The organism is Bacillus sp. JJ1562, assembly GCF_036962705.1.
Taxonomy (GTDB): Bacteria; Bacillota; Bacilli; order Bacillales; family Bacillaceae_L; genus Ferdinandcohnia.
This window is the reverse complement of the sequence record NZ_JBALOQ010000017.1, coordinates 193,147-209,610: the sequence shown is the minus strand read 5'-3', so window position 1 is coordinate 209,610 and position 16,464 is coordinate 193,147. Positions and strand designations below refer to the sequence as shown.

The 16,464-nt window shown below is 35.3% G+C and carries 19 protein-coding genes; 13 read left to right on the top strand and 6 right to left on the bottom strand.

From position 1 onward, the window contains the following. From V7097_RS11900 to V7097_RS11890, 3 genes are all read right to left on the bottom strand, one after another. On the bottom strand, positions 1–581 hold a 581-nt coding region (locus tag V7097_RS11900; RefSeq protein WP_335703830.1), incomplete at its 3' end, for an ABC-2 transporter permease. Continuing rightward, the gene (locus V7097_RS11895) at positions 562–1,443 is read right to left on the bottom strand and encodes an ABC transporter ATP-binding protein (protein ID WP_335703829.1); all 882 of its coding nucleotides are present in this window, start codon (positions 1,441–1,443) and stop codon (positions 562–564) included. The genes V7097_RS11900 and V7097_RS11895, both read right to left, overlap by 20 nt. Next, on the bottom strand, positions 1,443–1,820 hold the full coding sequence (locus V7097_RS11890; protein WP_335703828.1) for a GntR family transcriptional regulator: 378 nt from the start codon (positions 1,818–1,820) through the stop codon (positions 1,443–1,445). The genes V7097_RS11895 and V7097_RS11890 overlap by 1 nt, the downstream gene beginning before the upstream one ends. Before the next feature lie 312 nt (positions 1,821–2,132). Here V7097_RS11890 and V7097_RS11885 point away from each other — a divergent pair, with 312 nt between their 5' ends. The 5 genes from V7097_RS11885 (at position 2,133) to V7097_RS11865 (ending at position 5,896) form a co-directional block, all read left to right on the top strand. After that, entirely contained in the window at positions 2,133–2,939 is an 807-nt protein-coding gene (locus tag V7097_RS11885; RefSeq protein ID WP_335703827.1) for a serine hydrolase domain-containing protein, read from the top strand. Positions 2,940–3,035: 96 nt separating this feature from the next. Then, a complete protein-coding gene (locus tag V7097_RS11880) occupies positions 3,036–3,542 on the top strand; it encodes a GNAT family N-acetyltransferase (protein ID WP_335703826.1) in 507 nt (168 codons plus the stop codon). A gap of 117 nt (positions 3,543–3,659) precedes the next feature. Continuing rightward, positions 3,660–4,163 (top strand): DinB family protein, encoded by a 504-nt coding sequence (locus V7097_RS11875; RefSeq protein WP_335703825.1) that lies wholly within the window; start codon positions 3,660–3,662, stop codon positions 4,161–4,163. A 267-nt stretch (positions 4,164–4,430) separates the two neighbouring features. Continuing rightward, entirely contained in the window at positions 4,431–5,228 is a 798-nt protein-coding gene (locus tag V7097_RS11870; protein ID WP_335703824.1) for an HAD family hydrolase, read from the top strand. 317 nt (positions 5,229–5,545) lie between these two features. Next, positions 5,546–5,896, top strand: coding sequence for a VOC family protein (locus V7097_RS11865; RefSeq protein ID WP_335703823.1), 351 nt, complete (start codon positions 5,546–5,548; stop codon positions 5,894–5,896). 49 nt (positions 5,897–5,945) lie between these two features. Here the strand turns inward: V7097_RS11865 and V7097_RS11860 are convergent, their stop codons facing one another. Both V7097_RS11860 and V7097_RS11855 read right to left on the bottom strand, forming a co-directional pair. Continuing rightward, a complete protein-coding gene (locus V7097_RS11860; protein ID WP_335703822.1) occupies positions 5,946–8,165 on the bottom strand; it encodes an EAL domain-containing protein in 2,220 nt (739 codons plus the stop codon). 137 nt (positions 8,166–8,302) lie between these two features. After that, complete coding sequence (locus V7097_RS11855) at positions 8,303–8,905, bottom strand: LysE/ArgO family amino acid transporter (protein WP_335703840.1); 603 nt, start codon at positions 8,903–8,905, stop codon at positions 8,303–8,305. Positions 8,906–9,003: 98 nt separating this feature from the next. Here V7097_RS11855 and V7097_RS11850 point away from each other — a divergent pair, with 98 nt between their 5' ends. From V7097_RS11850 to V7097_RS11820, 7 genes are all read left to right on the top strand, one after another. Beyond that, a complete protein-coding gene (locus V7097_RS11850) occupies positions 9,004–10,431 on the top strand; it encodes a PLP-dependent aminotransferase family protein (protein WP_335703821.1) in 1,428 nt (475 codons plus the stop codon). A gap of 141 nt (positions 10,432–10,572) precedes the next feature. Beyond that, positions 10,573–11,742, top strand: a complete 1,170-nt coding sequence (locus V7097_RS11845; RefSeq protein ID WP_335703820.1) for an MFS transporter — start codon at positions 10,573–10,575, stop codon at positions 11,740–11,742. A gap of 125 nt (positions 11,743–11,867) precedes the next feature. Beyond that, a complete protein-coding gene (locus V7097_RS11840) occupies positions 11,868–12,254 on the top strand; it encodes a DUF4440 domain-containing protein (protein WP_335703819.1) in 387 nt (128 codons plus the stop codon). 368 nt (positions 12,255–12,622) lie between these two features. Further along, on the top strand, positions 12,623–13,189 hold the full coding sequence (locus V7097_RS11835; RefSeq protein WP_335703818.1) for a nucleotidyltransferase family protein: 567 nt from the start codon (positions 12,623–12,625) through the stop codon (positions 13,187–13,189). 18 nt (positions 13,190–13,207) lie between these two features. Then, positions 13,208–13,672 (top strand): helix-hairpin-helix domain-containing protein, encoded by a 465-nt coding sequence (locus V7097_RS11830; protein WP_335703817.1) that lies wholly within the window; start codon positions 13,208–13,210, stop codon positions 13,670–13,672. 18 nt (positions 13,673–13,690) lie between these two features. Further along, positions 13,691–14,728 carry a serine hydrolase domain-containing protein gene (locus V7097_RS11825; RefSeq protein ID WP_335703816.1) on the top strand — a complete coding sequence of 346 codons (1,038 nt, stop codon included), beginning with the start codon at positions 13,691–13,693 and terminating at the stop codon, positions 14,726–14,728. A 27-nt stretch (positions 14,729–14,755) separates the two neighbouring features. Continuing rightward, positions 14,756–15,208 (top strand): GNAT family N-acetyltransferase, encoded by a 453-nt coding sequence (locus V7097_RS11820; RefSeq protein ID WP_335703815.1) that lies wholly within the window; start codon positions 14,756–14,758, stop codon positions 15,206–15,208. A gap of 220 nt (positions 15,209–15,428) precedes the next feature. Here the strand turns inward: V7097_RS11820 and V7097_RS11815 are convergent, their stop codons facing one another. Next, complete coding sequence (locus V7097_RS11815; protein ID WP_335703814.1) at positions 15,429–15,713, bottom strand: transporter; 285 nt, start codon at positions 15,711–15,713, stop codon at positions 15,429–15,431. A gap of 174 nt (positions 15,714–15,887) precedes the next feature. Between V7097_RS11815 and V7097_RS11810 the strand changes: the two genes are divergently transcribed. Next, the gene (locus V7097_RS11810) at positions 15,888–16,340 is read left to right on the top strand and encodes a GNAT family N-acetyltransferase (RefSeq protein ID WP_335703813.1); all 453 of its coding nucleotides are present in this window, start codon (positions 15,888–15,890) and stop codon (positions 16,338–16,340) included. Positions 16,341–16,464 lie beyond the last annotated feature (124 nt).

The following is a 16,464-nucleotide window of genomic DNA, read 5'->3' as shown; positions in this document are numbered from 1 at the left end:
ATCGAGAGCAACCAAGAAAAAGTGTAGAGAAGTACAAGTGATAGAAGTACTAATACATACAATAGTGAATTATTAAAAGATAGGACCGTCTGAATTACCTCTCTTAATCTATCATTTAAATCAGGTATAAACTTACTGACAGTGATAAAATATAGGACAAAAAAAGCAATAAAACCAATCGTCAAATACTGAACTTTAAATAAATAAGAAAATGGAAAAGCAAATGAAATGAACACCATAACAATACTGATTATGAATAATAACTGATCCAATGGAATTATTTCATTATGAATAATCAAATTTCCAATAATAATCGTCATCAAAATGAGAAAAGAAAACACAAATGCACCTATATATTTAGAACTGACAATTTCTTTTCGAGTATAAGGTAAAGAATTCAATAAAAGGTGGATGGAGGATTTTTCATCCATCGAAAACGCCTGCATGATGATAGCAATACAAAATAAAAAACCAACCCAAATCGTAGAACTACCTACAAATAAATAGGCAAGTAACAGTGGTAGCATAATCATTAATGTCTTTTTCTGTAATAGAATATCTTTACGAATGAGATTCAACATAGTTAAAGTTTCCTTTCTTTGTATATAGCATAATATCTTCAAGTGTTGGCTTCTCAAAAATTACCTTATCACCAAAAAGATTTGTCGTACGATGTTTATTCTTCGTTAATGCTTCAAATCCATGATTGGATTTTCGAATACCTATAAATTCTTGTTCTGTATCACGATCTAGTAAATTTGTTTCTCCCTTCACAATCGCATATTCTTCCTCGATTTTATAATACTCTTTTGTAAACATATGCTGCCCATTATGGATAAAGGTAATATAATCTGCTATTCGATCCAAATCCGTCGTAATATGCGTAGAAAAGAAAATGGTTTTATCGCCGTCCTGCATAAGATCATGAAGGATGTCTAACAGTTCTATGCGAAATATTGGATCTAATCCAGATGTTGGTTCATCCATGATAATTAACTCAGCATGGTGGGACAAGGCTATGGTTAAAGATGCCTTCATCATCATGCCCTTTGAAAATGTTTTTAGCGTTTTCTTTAATGGTAGTTCAAACATATCTACATACTGATTAAAAATGGAATCATCCCATTTTTTATAGGCTGGTTTGATGATGTTCTTCATTTCAGTCAATGTTATATTCTCATAAAAAACATTGTTATCGAACACAAAGCCGATTCGCTGTTTTATTTCTTTTTCATGCTTCTTGTAATTTAGACCAAAGAGTGAAATCGTTCCACTATCTGGTTGTAATAAATTCATAATCAACTTAATCGTTGTAGATTTCCCTACCCCATTACCACCAATAAACCCTGTAACATAGCCTTTTTTGACCGAGAGAGATAAGTCCTTCAGTTCAAATCCTTTGAAAGTCTTATTTACATGTTTTAGTTCAATTACGTTATCCATTAAGAGTCCTCCTTATATAGCATTGTAAGTAATTCCACTAATTCTGCTAACTCCACTCCTATTTCTTTACTATTTTGGATTGCAGCCATTAATTGTTCTTCGATTACTTTCATTTTTCGTTCAAGAATCATTTCATTATTTTGTTCAGACACAAATGACCCTTTTCCAACGATTGAGTATATAAAACCGTTTTTCTCAAGTTCTTCATACGCCCGTTTTGTTGTTATAACACTTATATGGAGGTCTTTGGCTAATTGACGCATTGATGGTAATGATTCTCCTGCTCGAAGTTCATTCGTTAAAATTTGTTTCTTAATTTGCAAATAAATCTGCTCATAAATTGGTTCTTTTGAAATATTGGAAATGATGATTTGCATACAAATACCTCTTCTAAAAATAATGTATATACACTTTATATACATTATACACAAAGCGTGTGTTATTTACAATATTTTCTTTTCATGCAAAACATTTGAAACCTTTCTATTTAGGAAATCGTAAAATCCGTAAAGATGAATTGAAGGGCGGTTTTAGTAAGGGCGGGGATTAACGGCCATTTTGGGGAATATTGCACGAAACATTTTCAAAATCTTGTAATAGGAAAGGGGAACGAGTTTTATGATTAATGAAATTCATAGATTATATGAACAAGATGAATCAATTCNNCAATTCATAATTTATATGTGTCAATGTCAAATAGAGAAATATATTGTTCACAGGATAAGGAAAGAACCCGTTTAATAAATATTCGTTCAATGACAAAAAGCATCGTTTCACTTTTAATTGGGATTGCATTAAAAAATGAATGTGTAAAGTCTCTTGAAACTCCGATTAATTACTACCTACCCGATGCTCCTGATCATATATCAATAAGAGATTTACTAACAATGAGTTCGGGCTTTGATATTGATGACAAAGATTTATATGGATTGGTTCTAAATAGTAATTATTGGGTAAAAGACATTTTAAAACATCCATTAGCAGGAAGAGGTAAATTTAGATATAAAGGAGTTGATTATCACCTTTTGTCAGCAATTATTAGCAAGTCAACGGGGGGAACGATGTCCAACTTTGCCCAGACAAACCTCTTTTCAGCGCTCGAAATAATGGATGTTGAATGGGAAAGTGACCCTCAAGGTATAACTGTCGGTAGTACAGGCTTAAAAGTATCGTTTGAAAGTTTAATAAAAATATCTCAAATACTTGTTAATAATGGTTTTGAAAATACCAATGAAATTATTCCTAATGAGTGGACAATTGCCTCAACTACAAATGGTATTCCAACAAATTTAAGTTACGGTGATTATGGTTTTGGATGGTGGATCAATACGTATAAAGAACATAAAATTTTTCGTGCCTTAGGTTCAGGCGGTCAACAAATTCTCATCTATCCCAAGGAAAGGATTTCAATTATTGTAACTGCTGATCCAAAAACTTTTAATCACATAAAGAGTGAAACTCTATCAAATAAGATTCTCGATATATTAACTTCATAATCTTTTTTACGCAACCGGCGATAGTGGAATAAGGTTTTACGGAAGGATACATAAATTATGTAGAATTCACAACAAGAAATGATGGGGGAGTGAAAAATGTACAATCCAGTTATATGCACGGAAAGGTTAATTTTAAGAAGAATGACTAAAGATGATGCTGGAAAGCTGATGGAGATTTTTTCAGACCCAGTAGCAATGAGGTATTATCCTTCAACTAAAAACGAAAGTGAAACAATGGATTGGATTAATTGGACCCTAAAAAATTATGATGAATATGGAGTAGGTTTGTGGATAGTAGAAGATAAAATAACTGGAGAATTTTTCGGACAATGCGGGATTGTACCTCAAGAAGTAGATGGGGTAATGGAAATGGAGATAGGTTATTTACTAGTTCGGCGTGCCTGGGGGAAAGGATACGCAACAGAAGCAGCGTTAGCGTGTAAGAATTTCGGTTTTGAACGTTTAAGATTAAATAGGATTGTCTCATTGCCCGATGTAAACAATATTCCTTCAACTAAAGTCGCCGAAAGAATTGGTATGAAGAAGATAAAAACTATAAACAAATGGGGAAAAGAAGTGTATGTTTACTCTGTGTCCATTTAGGATCAATGGTTTTCGCTTTAGCTTAATAAGAATTACAATATTGGATTTTTTAAAATAAAGAGGAAATTTTTATTATATGAGGAATATATATGGAGTGTTTAAGAGAGGAGGATGAATATGTTTCAAACACTAGATGGCTTTTTTGCATTATGGAGTTTTGAATCAGATGCTACTCAAAAAATACTTAATCAACTTACCGATGAATCCTTATCCCAAGAAGTAACACCTCAAAATTGGACCTTAGGACGAATAGCTTGGCACACTGTAACAGCAATTGGTGTTATCGCTTCTCAGACAGATCTTACCTTTGACTCGCCTACACAAGATTATCCGGTCCCAACCTCATCAAAATTTATATCAGAAAGCTATCACAAAGCAAGTATCGCTTTGTGTGAAGCTCTACAAAATCAATGGACTGACAAAAAACTTGAGATTGTTCAGGATGTTTTCGGACAGAACTTTTCCAATTCCGAACTGTTATTTTTTATGATTCAACATCAAATTCATCATCGTGGTCAAATGACAATACTTATGCGTCAAGCTGGTTTAACTGTCCCTGGTTTATATGGACCATCAAATGAGGAATGGGCAATGATAGGTAGGGAAGCGCCTAAGATGTAAGTTGAATTGATGTGGGCTCCCCTTTAGGTCTTACCTTCAATAGTAGCGTTAATCCAAGCCCCAAAGGATTAGCGCTATTTTTTGTGGGTTAATATTTAACTTTTTTTCCCGCATTAACAGGCAGTAAACCCCCACTGAATGAAGTTTCACTTTATACAATTTTACATTCCATTAACCTATTTTACATATTATTGAGTTACTGAATTTACTTGGCTTTAACATTCAGATGATATGATTGGTTTATCAACGAATGGGGAGGTATTTTAAATGAATGTGCGTGCAATATTTATTGATATGGATGGTACACTACTAACAGCCTCAAACAACATTTCTCGGCGAAATTTAGAAGCCATTAATAGGCTCATTAATCAAGGAGTAAAGGTTTTTCTAGCCACTGGTCGACACTATGAAGTAACTGCTCCCTACCATAAAGAACTTGGATTACGAACTCCAATGATTTGTTTGAATGGTGCTGCTATTCACGATGCAATGACGGGAAAAGCGATACAAATGAGAACCATTCAATTAAATGAAGAACGATTTCACCATCTGACCACTGAAAATCCTTGTAATGTTTTAGTTCATACAGCAAATGGACTTTATTGTAAGGAAAAAACGGAAGAAATCGATTATTGGACAAAAGTTGGGCAAATTCCGCCACGTTATATTGGGGATCTAAGGCAAGCTAATTATCAAGATGTTCTTAAATATAGTGTTCGAACAGGTACAGCAAAGCCTGAGTTTTCAACTTTATTTAAAAAGGAAGCAGAAGTCATTGATTGGAATGATGGCTTTGAGTTAGTTGCTCCTAATGTTTCTAAATGGTCTGCTATAAAAAGCTTGATTCACGCATATCGAATTAACCGAAATGAAGTAGCAGCTATTGGAGATGGACCAAATGATATTGAGATGCTTCGTCAAGTTGGTACAGGTGTGGCAATGGGGAACGCCAATGCTGATGTAAAAGCAGTAGCTGATTTTGTTACAGGGCACCACCAAAATGATGGATTAGCGGAGTTTATCGAACGCTATCTTTGTGAACCGTATGAAACGTACGCTTTGTAATAAAAGTTGAATGGTAGGAGATATATATTTAGCTAACTTTTCACAAATGAAAACTAAATAAGAATACATTCAACCATATAAGTGAATCTTTTATATGGTTTTTTAATTCTATTAAACTCATTTCTTAAAGAAAATACTGTGAAGTTAGGTTTATTGGAAAACATGTGCTTTACTTCCGGATGTTCCTGTTTTTTACAATCCCAACAAATATAGCTTATAATTATTTGAGATTATCAACCTGAAGTTTATCAACAAAATTAAAAAAAGATTCGTGAAGACTGAAAGGACAAAATTTTGAGAAGGAGTGTTAAATTCAAATGAGTTTATTTGATCGAATTGATACTATTTGTTTAACCGTTAGTAATGTTGAAAAAGCGTGTGATTGGTATCAAGAGGTTTTAGGGTTAAACGAATCTTATAAAGGTGACCATTATCGGATTTTAAGTGTAGGGAATGGTGGAGTACATTTAACTATTGAAGAGGGGAAGGTAAACCCTTCCAATAGTCAAGTTTACCCTATATTTTACTCAGAAAATATTGAAGAAGTCTATAAGGTGTTAAAACAAAAAAGTGTGAAGGTTAGTCAACTACAAAATGACGGAGTGAATCGTTTTTTTGACTTGTATGACCTCGATGGTAATAGACTGCAGGTTTGCTATTGGAAGTAGGACTAGTACAAAGAAGCTGTCAGGTGGGAGGACCTTTACCCACCCCGGCTTATTCCTGTCTTTCAAAAAACACACTTTTTTCAAAATCTTCACTTGATAAAGGTTTACTGAATAAAAAGCCCTGAAAATAATCACAATTGTTTTTACGTAAAAAGGCTAATTGATCCTCGGTTTCAACGCCTTCTGCAACAACCTTCAGATTGAGGTTGTGGGCTAAAGTAATAATTGCTTTGACGATATCTTTGTCATTGTCATCATTCGTAATGTCACTTACAAAAGACCGATCAATTTTTAGATAATCAATTGGAAATTGTTTAAGAGAATTTAATGAGCTATAGCCTGTCCCAAAATCATCGATACTAATTTCAACCCCAATTTCCTTTAAATCCTCTAACACTTTTAGAGCATGCTCGACATCCATGGCCATTGATTCAGTGATTTCCAAAATTAAACAATCAGGCTCCAATTCAGTTTCGTTTAACACTTTTCTTACAAATCCAACAAGATTTTCTTTATGGAATTGTTGGGGCGAAAGATTAACAGCAATTTTGATTGGCTTCAGCCCTGAAAGCCGCCATTTTTTGTTTTGGATACAAACCTTTTTGATAATCCATTCTCCAATATCGATAATCAAGCCACTCTCTTCGGCAAAAGGAATAAATTTATCAGGGGCGATTAAGCCAAGCTCTGGATGATTCCATCGGATTAATGCCTCTAAACCAACGTTCTTACCTGTTTTATAACAAATTTGAGGCTGGTAATGTAGAACTAATTCCTCGTTTTTTACAGCATCGCGAAGTTCCATTACAAGTTTTAACTCTTCTTTTACGTGATTAAACATGTCGGAGTTGAAAAGAAAATAATTGTTTTTACCTCGTGCTTTTGCTTTATACATCGCATTATCGGCGATGATCATGAACTCTTCTAGTGTAAGCGGTTGATCGGGATATATTGCGACCCCAATACTGGCAGTGGTATGAAATTGGTTTGATTTTACGTTAAAATGCTTTTTGAATTGAGCTAAAATCTGTTCTGCTTTTCGAATTACATATTCTTCGTCTTCATAATTTTTTAGAAGTAGGATAAATTCATCTCCGCCCATGCGAGCGAGTTGATCATTTATTCCGAGACATTTGCTTAATCGCTTTGTCACTTCAATGAGTAGAAGATCGCCACTGGAGTGGCCGAAGGTATCATTAATGACTTTAAAGCGATCTAAGTCCAAAAACATGATCGCCAGTTTTGGCTGTTCTTCCTGGATAAGAGATTTAATCTCCTTTTGAATATAACGTCTATTTGGTAAACCTGTCAGATCGTCGTGGTATGCCAAGTAATTATATTTTTTTTCAATTAAATACCGGTCGGTAATGTCTCTAAATTGGCCAAATGCACCGATTAATTTGTGATTCTTATAAATGGGTTGAGCGTCAAATAATACGACGACAGGATCTCCATTCGGATTCGTGAATTTGAGTTCAACATCCTCGTATTTGACTCTATCCTTTAAGACCTTTTTAAAATAGGTTCCCGAGACATCTGATTCAAAAATACTTCTACCAATGACAGAGTCGCGACTACGGTTTGAAACCTTCTGTGCAAATTCATTGAACTCCGTTGTAATCCCATTTTCATCTGTAATCACAATACCGTTATTAGTCCGACTAAGAATGATTTGATTCATGATATTCAGTTTGTGGTTTTGTTTACGTAATAAGAGTTCCCGTTCAATCGAATCAACAACCTGCGAAAGCATCGTTAAGAATAAAGGGTTTTGAAATTCAATCGGCATCATTATGGACACACTGCCGAGAATGTTATTCCCATCTGTATAATGGAAAGCAGCACCATAGCAGGCGACTCCATGAAGCAAAGTATGATAGTGGTTCTCTCCAATTAAGGTGATGGGATACCCTTGCTCTAGAGACAAACTAACCACATTCGTTCCCGCGTCTTCTTGTGTGAAAAGGCTACCTTCCTTAATCCCAAATTGCTTGACCAACGATTTAATCGTTTGGTCCCCAACCATATCAAGTAGATAACCTTCCGCGTCAGAAATGACGATGAGAATAGGAGTGCCTTTTAATGACTCTAAAAGTTTGTGTGAAAAGAAGCTTACAACAGATAGAATTTCGCCATATGCCTCTCTTTTTAAAGTGAGCTCCTCCGAGGTCATAAACCTCTTTGGTCCAGGGACTTCATTTGGATCCATTCCGCATAATCGACACAATTCCTTGGATTTTGTAATATAGTCTGGTTCAGTTTTGGACATTTTTAGCACCTCTGCCCCGATAGTTGAGAATAGCTTCATGTAAATCCGTTCAAATCTAGTCTCTGAGTAGTATTATCGATAAGGTATAAAAATATAAGAAATGGAACCCCATAAAAGACGAAAAAAAGGATTAGTGATCACACTAACCCAATCAAAAGATAAATCGCCGTTCCCCAGATAAAGACGGCAGAGCATTTATTGAACAGCTTCATTAAAGTTCCTGTTCCATCTAATTTTTTCATAACCGCACCTGCAAATGTTAAGCCGAAGAACCACATCCAAGATACGAGAATACAAGTAGCCGTAAACAAGATTTGCTCTGTACCAACATATTTTAAGGCACTTGTCCCAATCACACCGACGATATCTAAAATGGCGTGAGGATTCAATAAAGAAACGGATAAAGCAAAAATGACTTGTTGACGGATCGGTATTGCTTTGTTCGTTTCATGTGTAGCTGGTTCAGACCGCCAAATTGCAAATCCCATGTAAAGTAAAAACAATATACCAACAATCATTAGACTAATCCGCAGCCATTCAAATTGTAGTACAATTACGGATAAACCAAAGACAGCTAAAAGAATTAAGAGTGTATCACAAATTGCAGCTGTAATGGTCGCAGGAAATGCCCGAAGTAGTTTTGGCTGTGTCGCTCCTTGTGAAAAAACAAATACATTCTGTACACCTAAAGGTAAAATAAGACCAAATGCTAATATGATTCCGTGTAGAATGGCTTCCATTGTATCAATCCTTTCCATTCCCATCTTACTATGATACAACTAAAAGAAAACACCCAATTGGATGGTTTTTAATCCATCCAATTAAGGAGAGGACTCATTTGAAGTGGAAACCAAATCGTCATTCACATTTGACCATACAAGAGCAAATTATAGATTGGATAAAATCTCATATAGAAAGTGGGGATTGGACTGTTGGCACAAAGATTCCAACGCAACGCAAACTAGCGACTCAATTTAATGTGAATCGAAGCACAGTTCAGCTTGCACTTGATGAATTAAAAGCAGAAGGACTACTTGAGTCAAAAATGGGATCAGGTGTATTTGTGTCGAATAATTCGTGGAATATCCTTTTGGACAGAGCTCAACCAAATTGGATTCAGCATATTGAATCAAGCATTCATAAACCAAACTACCACACAATTCAACTCATCAATGATTATGAGCAATATGATCATATTATCCGTCTTGGAACAGGTGAATTATCACCAGAATTACTCCCAATAAAAGAAATTGAACAATCATTAAAAGAGATTTCCCTTGAGGCAAGGTCAATCGGCTATTCATCCCCACAAGGAAATGAAAACCTGAGGAAAATACTTTGTGATTATTTACAAAAGCGAGGCATCCAAGCCGCACCTGAGAACATTCTTATTGTTTCTGGTGCTCTTCAAGCACTTCAATTAATTGCCGTTGGTTTATTAGAAGAAGGATCTGTCGTTTTCCACGAACAACCATCCTATTTAAGTTCTGTTCATCCATTTCAATCCGCTGGGATGCAGATGATTTCAGTTACACGTAATTCAACATTAATGGACAATTTAAGAGTGTTCAAAAGAAAAAGACAATCTTTATTTTACTGTGTGCCGACCTTACATAATCCAACAGGTTATAATTGGTCGATAGAGGAAAAAGAAAATTTATATAAGGCCTGCAATGAATTACAAATACCGATTATTGAAGATGATGTATACCATGAATTGTTATTCGACACGAGTTCAGCTGCCATAAAGTCCTTTGATACATCGGGGCAAGTACTTTATATAGGTAGTGTATCTAAAACGTTAAGTCCAGGGCTACGAATCGGTTGGGTTGTAGCACCTTCACCTGTAATTGAGCGATTAGCCGATATTAAAATGCAAACAGACTATGGTTCGAGTGCCATTTCTCAAGAGATCGTTGCACATTGGATTTCAACAGGATTATATGAAGAACACTTAACTAACCTTCGAGAACAATTGAAAAAAAGAGCATCTTACGTTGATCATATATTAGAGAAACAATTTAATAAGATTGCAACATGGAAAAAGTCGGAGGGTGGTTTCTATATTTGGCTAAGGTTCAATAAGCCTATTGTAAATAAGTCGCTATTTTTAAACTTACTTAACCAAAATGTTTTAATCAATCCTGGTTATATCTACGATTCAAGCGACTTACATCATATTCGACTTTCATATGCGTATGCGTCATATGAAGAATTAAAGGTAGGTTTAAATCATTTACTGGAATTAAGTCGGAACTCCTTTTGATGGGGGATTAGGGATGCACCACTTTCCAGTCCTTGAAGATTTATGTAATTATGTTTTTGAGACATTAATATGTTTTTCTTGAGCAAACTTTCATCAAAAGTTAGTATATAGTTTGGGACGTAAATTAGGAAGGAAGACAACATGGATAAGCGTATATATTTTTTAATGATCATTGCCTTTATCATAGGGATGGTTGAACTGATCATTAGTGGCATTTTAGATTTAATTGCAGAGGATTTAAATGTAAGTATCGGACAAGCAGGTTTGCTGATTACTGTTTTTGCTGTCATTTTTGCAGTTGCATCGCCAATTTTACTCGTCATGACAGCTAAATTCGAAAGAAAACGGCTAATGTTGGTTTGCTTATATATTTTTTTAATTGGTTGTATCGTAACAGTATTTGCACCTACTTATTCTATTTTGTTTTTAGGCAGAATTATTTTAGCTTTAAGTGGAGCGCTGTTAATCATATTGTGTCTAGTTATGGCCCCTAACTTAGTAGGGGAACAGCATAAAGGTAGGGCCATTGGGATTGTATCTATGGGGGTAAGTGCTTCACTAGTTTTAGGGGTACCGATCGGGCTTATCATGGGAGATAGTTTCGGCTGGCGAGCACCATTCGTACTTATTACTGTATTGACGGCATTATCAATTATTGGCGTACATTTATTTATGGGGCGTATAGAACCAAAACCTCAAATTCCGTTGAGACAACAGCTTACGGCATTTAAAAATCATAAAATCACATTGGGTTTAACAACAACATTCCTATATATGACAGGTCATACGATAATGTATGCCTATTTTAAGCCTTATTTAGAAGCAACCACTGATTTTAATGCTACTTGGATTAGTGTCATCTATTTCATTTTTGGTTTTGCTGCTGTATGCGGTGGAGGTCTTGGCGGTGTACTGGCAGACTTAATGGGTTCAAGAAAAACGATGGTTATTTCTTTAGTCGTTTTTAGTGCTTTATTCTTTGTATTTCCATACACAACTGATTTCTATCCAGTATTTTTCATTATCTTAATCATTTGGGGGATTCTCAGTTGGGCGATTTCACCTGCAATGCAATCTTATTTAATTGAAATAGCACCTGAATCCTCGGAAATTCAGCAAAGCCTGAATAATTCATCTCTTCATTTAGGTGTTGCTGTCGGTTCAGTGATTGGAGCTGGAATAGTGGATAAACTTTCAATCACAGTTAATCCTTTTGCAGGCGGAATCTTCATCATCTTATCTTTAATTACTGTAGTTATATCTGTTAGAAGTAAGCAAAAGAATACGTATAAAACAAGGAGCGCAATTTGAGTAATCAAGTTGTGCTTTTTTCATGTCCATGAAAAATTTCTTAGGCTCAAGAATCGAAGTTTTTGCAGGATTTTCCAAAAGGGTAGGAGAATAAAATATTTAAGTATTAATTAGGGGGGAAGGTTTTGAACCAAGAAGCTTTAAATGCGGTTTACGATTATCGGAAGGATTTAAGTGAAGGTAATCTTGAAAAGATAAATGCTTGGATATCGGATGATTTTATTGGTTACTTTGGCTACTACTCTGACAAGGAATATGAAATTTACCGGGCGGACTCTTATAAATTAGATAATATTGAAACGGTTAAGGGCTATGAAGGAAAAAATCCATATTGGATTTACACAGATTTAGCTCATAGTTTAAGGACCGATGATGAGATTATCTTATCTTCAATCGTAGCATTTTATTTGCAGGAGAAGAAAGTTGCAACCGCTTTAGCGATGGAGGTATTTAAAAAAGAATCAGGTGGATGGAAGCTATATAGGCAGCATATGGAAAGATATTCAAAATAGGTAAAAGAGATAACATATTTTTACAAAGGGGAATTCAAAGAATATGAATAATTGGTGGTATAGTTTTTACTTCATAGTTTTAGGGGTGGTGTCCTTTTTTACTGGAGAAATAGTCACTTTTGTCATGTTAGGGTTCATATTACTGGCTTTGAATAATATCCACTCTACACTAAAACAAATTTACAAACAAAATAATGATGACAAGCAAAATAAATTATAGGAGATTGAGTATATGAGCAAACCACTTTTAAAGGGGATGGAAGGGGTATTTATTCCTGTCAATTTTTACATTCTATGACCCAGACGGTAATCCACTAGGGGTTTACCAATAATTATATATTTTAGGAATTATGCATGGAGAGGTTACAATGTTAAGAAACGAAGAAGATGTAATAAAAATAATCTCTGAAGATGATCGGATGATGGAGATATTAAGAGCTGCGAAATCATTACAATTGCCTGACTGGTGGATATGCGCAGGGTTTGTACGATCAAAAATATGGGATACATTACACGGCTTTACGGAAAGAACGAATACACCTGATGTGGATGTTATTTTCTTTGATAAAGTAAACATAGATGAATCAACAGAAAAGATCTTAGAAGAAAAATTAAGAAGTCTTATTTCTGACATTCCTTGGTCGGTAAAAAATGAAGCAAGAATGCACGCTGTAAACAATATCCCACCTTATACATCTGCTGTAGATGCCATTTCAAAATTCCCTGAAACAGCAACTGCACTTGGGGTGAAAATAGACAATGAAGATAATGTGATTCTGACGGCACCTTGTGGAATAGAAGATGTTATTAATATGGAATTAAAGCCAACAATGTTTTTTACAGAAACAAAAGAACGGACTGCAATCTATGAGGAACGAGTTATTCAGAAAAACTGGAAGTCTACCTGGCCTATGATAAAAATCCATCATATATAAAAGGGAAGGAGGGGTATTTTGGGCTCAAATCCTAAACTGCCATTATCGCTTGAGGAAAAAGGAAAGCTTAGAATAGCAAAAATAAAAATCGGCGAAATATATAAGCTCAGTACCATCCAACTCATTCAAACATTAGACATCCAAGAGGATAGAGCTCGACTCATTAAAGGATTGGCGGAATTCCAAAACGTTCCATCAATCGGATTTAAATTAGCTTCTAAGCTCGTAAACCATTTACATATATTTTCATTGCAAGATATTAGACAAAAGGATGGGGCCGCACTAATTGACTTATTGGAGAAGAAATTAGGGGTATGGACGGATAGCTGTGTTGAAGATCAAATCCGCTGTGTTATTCACTATGCGAACAACCCGAATAGCAATAAGCAATGGTTTGATTTTACAGAGGAAAGAAAACAGTATCGTCAAATGTTTGGATACCCAAAGGACAGGCCTCAAAAAGCTTGGTATGACAAGGCATAGGTGAAAGGGAATCAATCTATGAAAGCAAAAAATATTAACATTCCAGAGCTAATGAATCATTATAAGGTACCCGGTTTAAGCATTGCGCTAATTGAAAAAAGACAAATCAGTGCAATAGAGAGCTATGGTGTCTTGCAATCAGGTTCTACTAAAAGGGTTAGCGAAAATTCCATTTTTAATGCTTGTTCGATTAGTAAGTTTCTAACGGGAATAGCAGTAATAAAATTAACCGAAGAAGGCCTCCTCAATTTAGATGAGGATGTAAACATAAAATTAAAATCCTGGAAAGTTCCTGAAGATAAATTCACTACACATAAAAAGGTTACTTTACGAAGCTTGCTTAGTCATCAATCCGGTATTGTAGACCCTAAACATAGTTTTTTTGAGTTGAAATCGAGTGTAGGTGTACCTTCAATGGTCGACATTTTAGAGGGGAAAACACCTTATTGCAACGAACCTATTGAAGTAAAATATGAACCTGAAAGTGAATTTCATTATTCGGATGCGGGCTATTGTATTATTCAGCAACTAATAGAAGACGTGACTGAAAAGCCATTTAAGCAAGTTGTAAACGAACTTTTATTTAAACTATTAAAAATGGAAAATAGCCTATTTGTTGCGAATACCTCAGATATAGGAAATGAAAACTTTTCTAGTGGCCATAACAAAAATGGTGAAGTTGAGGTTGGAAACTATCCTGTCTATCCTTACCCAGCGGCTTCAGGAATTTGGACGACTACTATAGATCTGGCCCGATTGGTCCTTGAATTTATGGACGCTTTAAAAGGCGAAAGCAATATTGGTATTTCTGCGAGTTATGCAAAGGAAATGATAAGTCCTCAAAGGGGTAAGAAGTGGTGCGGATTAGGAGTGTTTTTAAATGGGGAAGGAACAGAACTTGAAATGTCATCACTTGGTTGGGGAGTAGGGTTTCAATGTATGATAGTGGCATTTCCACATAGAGAGACGGGTGCGGTGATAATGACAAACGCTGAATTAGGTGTTCATCAAATGGAAGGGATTATCGGCGAAATATACAAATCTCTTGAAATATAAAAAGATAAACTGGAGGTTCCAGAGAAAATGAAAGTGCTATCTGTTAAAGATAATCCTGAATATACGAAAAGAGCGATTATCTATTTTCAAAGAAAATGGGCATCAGAACAAAGCATGATGGTATATGAGGATTGTATCGAACATTGTATTACGAGCCCAAGTCCACTGCCACAATGGTACCTCTTATTGGACGATGATAAAATAATTGGCTGCGCTGGGCTAATTACAAATGATTTCATTAGCCGAATGGACCTGTATCCTTGGGTGTGTGCAGTATACATAGAAGAGGAATATAGAGGAAATAATTATAGTTTGCTTCTGTTAGAACAGGCCAAAAGGGATGCAAAAGCAGGAGGCTTTTCTAACTTATATCTTTGTACGGATCACATTGGATTATATGAAAAATTTGGTTTCAAGCATATGGGTACAGGCTATCATCCGTGGGGAGAGAGTTCTCGTATTTATTCGGTAGGTTTGTGAAAAAAGATGTCTCCGGTGAGGGTTTTTGATGATAAGGAATTAGTTGAAAAAGATATGCTAAAAAGTATCAGCCGTTCGCCTTTAAAGTCACCTCATAGCAATTATAAATAACAATTATAAGCAGTTTAATGGTTTAAAGAACAGTTCTAGTCGACTAGTATTTTATAAAAAAAATGCAAAAAAAGCCTTGTGGTTTGACTGCCACAAGGAGCTTTTGCTTTTAGTATAAAGTAGGGATTGGATTACAGGCAACCGTTTCAATAAATCTTTCATCAAAACCATAGTATGTCCAGAATGTACCAGTCCACCTATATCCTGCAACCTCACCATATTGTAGGTAGGTCGGATAAAACCAAAATCCCTCCCCATTAACTAACCAAACATATGTGTAGTTATTTAAACAGTCGACCAAATAGTGTGAAGGAAACGGTTTTGGTGGAACATATGGCGGTGGAGGGGATTGTGGTTGTTGTCTCATTAAACCTTGAGGTCGAAAAAATACCATATATTTTTTCACTCCTTCATTAGATAATTACCCAACATAATATGCTGAAATTATTAAAGGGTTATAAATTCAGGTGAAAACCAAAGTGAATTAGGATCAAATTTATCCAGTTTAGCTCAAGAAGAAGGAAAATCTTGAAATTGAAATGAAATAGAAAGTTATGGAGAGAGCAAAATGGTCATTCGTAAACTAAATGTAACTGAAGAGCCCCCAATGGATTTGTTGTTATTAGCTGACCCTTCAAGGATGCTTGTTGAGGAATATATACAAAGGGGAGAGTGCTTTGTAGCCGAAAGTGATAGGCAAATCATTGGGGTGTATGTGCTACTCCCGACAAGACCTGATACAGTGGAGTTGGTAAATATAGCAGTAATAGAAACCCACCAAGGCAAAGGCTTGGGGAAACAACTAGTAATGAATGCAATTGAAGTAGCTAAGTCAAAAGGATACAGAACTGTAGAAGTCGGTACTGGAAATTCAAGTATCGGACAAATAGCACTTTATCAAAAATGTGGTTTTAGAATTATTGGAGTTGATATAGATTTTTTCATTAGGCACTATTCAGAAGCAATTTTCGAAAATGGTATACAGTGTAGGGATATGGTGCGATTATCTCAAGATTTGTAATCAGAATAATAAATAGGAGAATCCTTTAATGGCTCCTCTCATTATAAAATTCATCTTTATCTGAAGAATCTACAACCTCCAAGAAAGATGATAATCTAGAAGTTGTATGTTGGGGCTTACTTCG

Coding starts and splice junctions, on each gene's coding strand:
- V7097_RS11895 (WP_335703829.1), bottom strand. CDS start 1,443: ATGGATAACGTAATTGAACTAAAACATGTAAATAAGACTTTCAAAGGA.
- V7097_RS11890 (WP_335703828.1), bottom strand. CDS start 1,820: ATGCAAATCATCATTTCCAATATTTCAAAAGAACCAATTTATGAGCAG.
- V7097_RS11885 (WP_335703827.1), top strand. CDS start 2,133: ATGTCAAATAGAGAAATATATTGTTCACAGGATAAGGAAAGAACCCGT.
- V7097_RS11880 (WP_335703826.1), top strand. CDS start 3,036: ATGTACAATCCAGTTATATGCACGGAAAGGTTAATTTTAAGAAGAATG.
- V7097_RS11875 (WP_335703825.1), top strand. CDS start 3,660: ATGTTTCAAACACTAGATGGCTTTTTTGCATTATGGAGTTTTGAATCA.
- V7097_RS11870 (WP_335703824.1), top strand. CDS start 4,431: ATGAATGTGCGTGCAATATTTATTGATATGGATGGTACACTACTAACA.
- V7097_RS11865 (WP_335703823.1), top strand. CDS start 5,546: ATGAGTTTATTTGATCGAATTGATACTATTTGTTTAACCGTTAGTAAT.
- V7097_RS11860 (WP_335703822.1), bottom strand. CDS start 8,165: ATGTCCAAAACTGAACCAGACTATATTACAAAATCCAAGGAATTGTGT.
- V7097_RS11855 (WP_335703840.1), bottom strand. CDS start 8,905: ATGGAAGCCATTCTACACGGAATCATATTAGCATTTGGTCTTATTTTA.
- V7097_RS11845 (WP_335703820.1), top strand. CDS start 10,573: ATGGATAAGCGTATATATTTTTTAATGATCATTGCCTTTATCATAGGG.
- V7097_RS11835 (WP_335703818.1), top strand. CDS start 12,623: ATGTTAAGAAACGAAGAAGATGTAATAAAAATAATCTCTGAAGATGAT.
- V7097_RS11825 (WP_335703816.1), top strand. CDS start 13,691: ATGAAAGCAAAAAATATTAACATTCCAGAGCTAATGAATCATTATAAG.
- V7097_RS11820 (WP_335703815.1), top strand. CDS start 14,756: ATGAAAGTGCTATCTGTTAAAGATAATCCTGAATATACGAAAAGAGCG.
- V7097_RS11815 (WP_335703814.1), bottom strand. CDS start 15,713: ATGGTATTTTTTCGACCTCAAGGTTTAATGAGACAACAACCACAATCC.
- V7097_RS11810 (WP_335703813.1), top strand. CDS start 15,888: ATGGTCATTCGTAAACTAAATGTAACTGAAGAGCCCCCAATGGATTTG.